This window comes from Microbacterium sp. B35-30 (genome assembly GCF_010634855.1).
Taxonomy (GTDB): domain Bacteria; phylum Actinomycetota; class Actinomycetes; order Actinomycetales; family Microbacteriaceae; genus Microbacterium.
The window spans coordinates 1-3,764 of sequence record NZ_MWLQ01000071.1 but is presented as its reverse complement, the minus strand read 5'-3'; the positions used below and the strand labels follow the sequence as shown (position 1 = coordinate 3,764).

Sequence of the window (3,764 nt, the reverse complement as noted above, 5' to 3'; positions counted from 1 at the left end):
GCAGCTCGCCGGCGGCTGAACCGCGTGGTGTGCGCGTGGGGGCGTTCATACCCCCACGCGCTTCCTGTCCAAAGACTCGTATGGGGAGTGAAGAAACGTGTCGGTGAAGATCTCGTACGACGAGCTTGGTGCGCTCTACACCAACCTGCTCGCGACACAGACCGAGTTCGAGGCCGCGTCCCAGCGACGCAGCGACCTCAGCGGTGACATCGGGACGCCGTACGGCCGGGGCGAATTGCGCGACAAGACCGACGACTTCGAGAAGCGCTGGGACGATCGCCGCAGCAAGCTGACCGAAGGCTTGAAGGCGGTCACCGAGCAGACGAAGACGGTTCTCGAAGGCTTCGGTGACTTCGACACGCAGGTCGCCGCGGAGCTGGCACAGCAGATGCAGGAAGTGAACTGACGCATGGCGATCCATCAATCCCCGAAGGGGCGTCCTGTGGAGGTCGTCGAGGGCGACGGCGAGGCGGTGCGCGAGCGCGGCCAGCAGATCGTCAACCTCGGTGCCGCGATGTCGGATGCCGAGTCGCTGCTGACGCGGCTCGTGAACGACGGCGCGGACATGGAAGGCAAGGCGATCGACAAGCTCCGCGATCTCAGCGGTGAAGTCAACGCCGAACTCGGCCGCGCGGCCGAGCTGTACGAGGCCGTCGGCCCGTACGTGAGGGACTACGGTTCCGAGCTCGCCACGGTGAAGACGCTCATGAACACCTCGGTGTCCGACGCCGAGAGCTACTGGCTTCAGTACCAGCAGAAGCTCAGCGAGTGGCAGAGCGCGTCCATGGCGCCGGTCGACTACCCGGAGGATGCCGGAGACGACGTCGAGGCGTCCACCGCCGCGGAGCGCGCGCACGCGAACACCGTCGAGACGGCGGAAAACGACAAGGACGACGCCTACCTGCTGTGGAAGGGCGCCGCAGACGACTTCGACGACCAGTACGACCGTTGGGAGACGGCATTCGACGACGCCGTCACCGGCGTCCGCTCCTCCACCGCGCACGCGATCGAGGACAGCTGGCGTGACAACCTCGACGGCTTCGTCGATTTCGCCCTCGATGTGCTCGCCGTCGCGGGCGTGGTGCTCGCCGTCCTCGCCATGGTCGTCGGCGGGCCCATCGTCGCCCTGCTCGCGCTGACGGTGGGCGTGCTCGCTCTCGCCGGAACGCTCTGGCAGTACTCGCGCGGCGACGCGGAGCTGTGGGAGGTCGGTCTGGCGGTGCTCGGCGTTCTTCCCTTCGGCGCGTTCGGCGAGTTCGCGAGCGGGGGGTTCGGGGCGGGAATGCGCGCCTGGACCGGGTTCTCGCGAGGAGGACTCTCGTTCGGCGACGACGTCGCACGCTGGACGCTCAGCCTCGGCTCGCGCAGTCCTGGCCAGTGGGTGTCGAACATGCGCACGCTCGGTCCGGAGGCGGGATTCGTCGTCAACTCCTTCGACGAGGTACTCAGCACTGCCGTGTCGGGTCAGGACCCGTTCATGTGGGAGGTGATCGGAGAGCTGGGCACCACCGGTCAGCAGATCACATACGCCTTCAGTGCTGTCGGAACCAACCTCAACAACATCGCGACCCTGGCCGGCAGCGCCCAGGGAGCGTTCGAGTTCGCAACCGGCATCGACCGGGTCGCCTACCCGACATGGTGATGGGGTCCGCTGTGGCAGGGTGGTTCGGTGACTTCACTGCGTGAACAGCTGGGTGGCGGCCGGCGGGGGATTCCCGAGTTCCGGATGGCGCTGCCCGACGGCTGGACCATGTACGACACGTCGGGGGACACGGAGCGTTCGCTGCTCGAGAAGGCGCGCGTCCGGCTGCGTGAAGCGCATCGGCCCGACGTGTACGCCGCGCTCGAGACTCACGTGACCGGGGCGCTCGCAGCCGCACGCAAACAGGGCGCCTTCGTCATGATCATGGCGGGCGAGGACGCCCCGGCATGGTCGACCGTACCGGTGAGCATTCTGGGGACTGTCACCGAGGGTGCCGCAGGGTCGACGCTGGACGCGATGGTCGCCGATGCCGTGGAACGGCGCGGCGCGCGGTCGCTGGAGGGCAGCAGACGGTTCTTGCGCTGGGTGGACCGGCGCGTCGTGGAGCTCTCGGGAGACAGCGTTGGCGCGTACACGGTGGTGTATCTGACGCCCGTGCCGGGCACCCGGCGCGCGCAGGCGCTCCAGTTCACCGCGACCCTCGTGCATCCCACCGAGATCGACCCTGCCGAAGACCCGCACATGAGGACGTGGCTCGCTCTCCTCGACGCGCACATGCTGACCTTCGGGTGGACCGGGCGATGACGCGCGTCACCTTCGAGATCGATCGGGCCACCGCTATCGTCCTTCCTGGGCCGGGAATGGCCGGCGGCGACGTCGACGCGTGGGCGGCTGAATCCACCGCGGCTCTGTTGGCGCACCACGATCTGCCGGCTCACCAGCGCGCCGCTCTTCCGCGGGTCCTGGCGCGGGCGCAGCGCTCCGCCGCCGAGGATGCGAGCACCAACGTGCTCACCTTCGAACCGGAGACGGGCGCGTGGGCGCCGCTGCGCCTGACGATTCTCGATCGATCCATCGATACGGATGAGCAGCGACGCTTCCTGTCACCTCCGGCGGTGCTCGAGCCGCGCATCCGGCTCGCCGCATCGACGGGGCTCGGTGAGGGCTGTTCGTCGACAGTCAGGGAGGACGCGCAGCGGGCGAGCGTCCGATGGCTGTTCATGACTTCCGACAGGACGCTGTTCGCGGTGCTGGGTCCGCTCCCCCCGCAGTCCGTCCTGCTCGCCGCCGCCCGCGCCGAGACGCTGATCGATTCGGTGCACGTCGACGACGCGGTCTGGGCCCCTTCCGACGCGTTCGACCCGTCCGGCGTCGTCGCCGCGGCCGAAGGAGAGGATGCGGTGTGGCGGATCTGAGCGCGGGGCCGGCGACGACGTTCGCGCGCGCTGCATCGCAGTGGACGCCCTTGGACTGGTGGAAGCTCGAGGCGCGTGCGTTGCACGGCGTTCCCGAGCTCCGTCGAGCGCTGGCCGCCTTCGCGCCGGCGGCTGCCTGGAAGGACCTCGCGAAGAACGTCGCGCCGGGATGGGGATGCTTGCTCACGCTGTCGCATATCGCGAGCTTCACGCTGCCGGCCGTCGCCCTGCTCTTCCTGCTGTCGTGGGTCTTCGGGCGCAATGACGTCGCGCCGGTGGGCGTTGCCGGGCTGCTCGCAGGCGTCGCGGCGCTCATCGCGGGCATCGGCATCGTGACGGAGATTCGCGAATCGCTGGGAACCGACCCGAAGATCCACCGGATGCTCGGCTCGCTGCATCTCGTGCCGTCGGCGATCGGGTCGCTCGTCGCCGTCGCAGCCATCACACAGGGAGCGGCGGATGGCGTGTGGGGCGTCGTGGGGCTGCTGGCCGACGTGATCGTCGGCATCCTGCACTTCCTCTTGTTCCGCGGGCCCGCCCACACCGGAAGCGATCGCTGGCAGCGCAGCTTCGCCGGGCTCGAGGCGGCGCTGGAGCGCATGCCACCCGACGAGCGGATGCGCATCTACAGCGACATCCAGACGGCGCTCGAGGTATTGAGGGACCGCGGTCTGATCTCGCGCGAGGACTATGCGCGAGCCCGCGAGCTGCGCATCGGCATCCTGGGGATGACGATGGCTCCTCGCGAGGACCTCACGCCGCGTTGACCTCCGCGATCGCCGGTCGCGTCGAGGGCACGCGCATGGGGAATGGTCCCCATGGGCTGATCGCGTCATGCCGATTACCGTGGAGTCGGCGGCCCGGGG

5 protein-coding genes are annotated in these 3,764 nt (G+C 68.8%); all 5 read left to right on the top strand.

What is annotated here, in order from left to right; translation table 11 throughout:
* Window positions 1–103: 103 nt before the first annotated feature.
* From B2K11_RS20395 to B2K11_RS20375, 5 genes are read left to right on the top strand one after another with little or no spacing between them, the layout of a single operon-like run.
* On the top strand, window positions 104–406 hold the full coding sequence (locus B2K11_RS20395) for a flagellar protein FlgN (protein WP_163620920.1): 303 nt from the start codon (window positions 104–106) through the stop codon (window positions 404–406).
* A 36-nt stretch (window positions 407–442) separates the two neighbouring features.
* Complete coding sequence (locus B2K11_RS20390; RefSeq protein ID WP_163620919.1) at window positions 443–1,642, top strand: hypothetical protein; 1,200 nt, start codon at window positions 443–445, stop codon at window positions 1,640–1,642.
* Window positions 1,643–1,669: 27 nt separating this feature from the next.
* Window positions 1,670–2,287, top strand: coding sequence for a hypothetical protein (locus B2K11_RS20385; RefSeq protein WP_163620918.1), 618 nt, complete (start codon window positions 1,670–1,672; stop codon window positions 2,285–2,287).
* Window positions 2,284–2,898: a hypothetical protein gene (locus B2K11_RS20380; RefSeq protein ID WP_163620917.1), complete on the top strand. Its 615-nt coding sequence runs from the start codon at window positions 2,284–2,286 to the stop codon at window positions 2,896–2,898. The genes B2K11_RS20385 and B2K11_RS20380 overlap by 4 nt, the downstream gene beginning before the upstream one ends.
* A complete protein-coding gene (locus tag B2K11_RS20375) occupies window positions 2,886–3,665 on the top strand; it encodes a hypothetical protein (protein WP_163620916.1) in 780 nt (259 codons plus the stop codon). The genes B2K11_RS20380 and B2K11_RS20375 overlap by 13 nt, the downstream gene beginning before the upstream one ends.
* Window positions 3,666–3,764: the final 99 nt, after the last annotated feature.

Coding starts and splice junctions, on each gene's coding strand:
- B2K11_RS20380 (WP_163620917.1), top strand. CDS start 2,284: ATGACGCGCGTCACCTTCGAGATCGATCGGGCCACCGCTATCGTCCTT.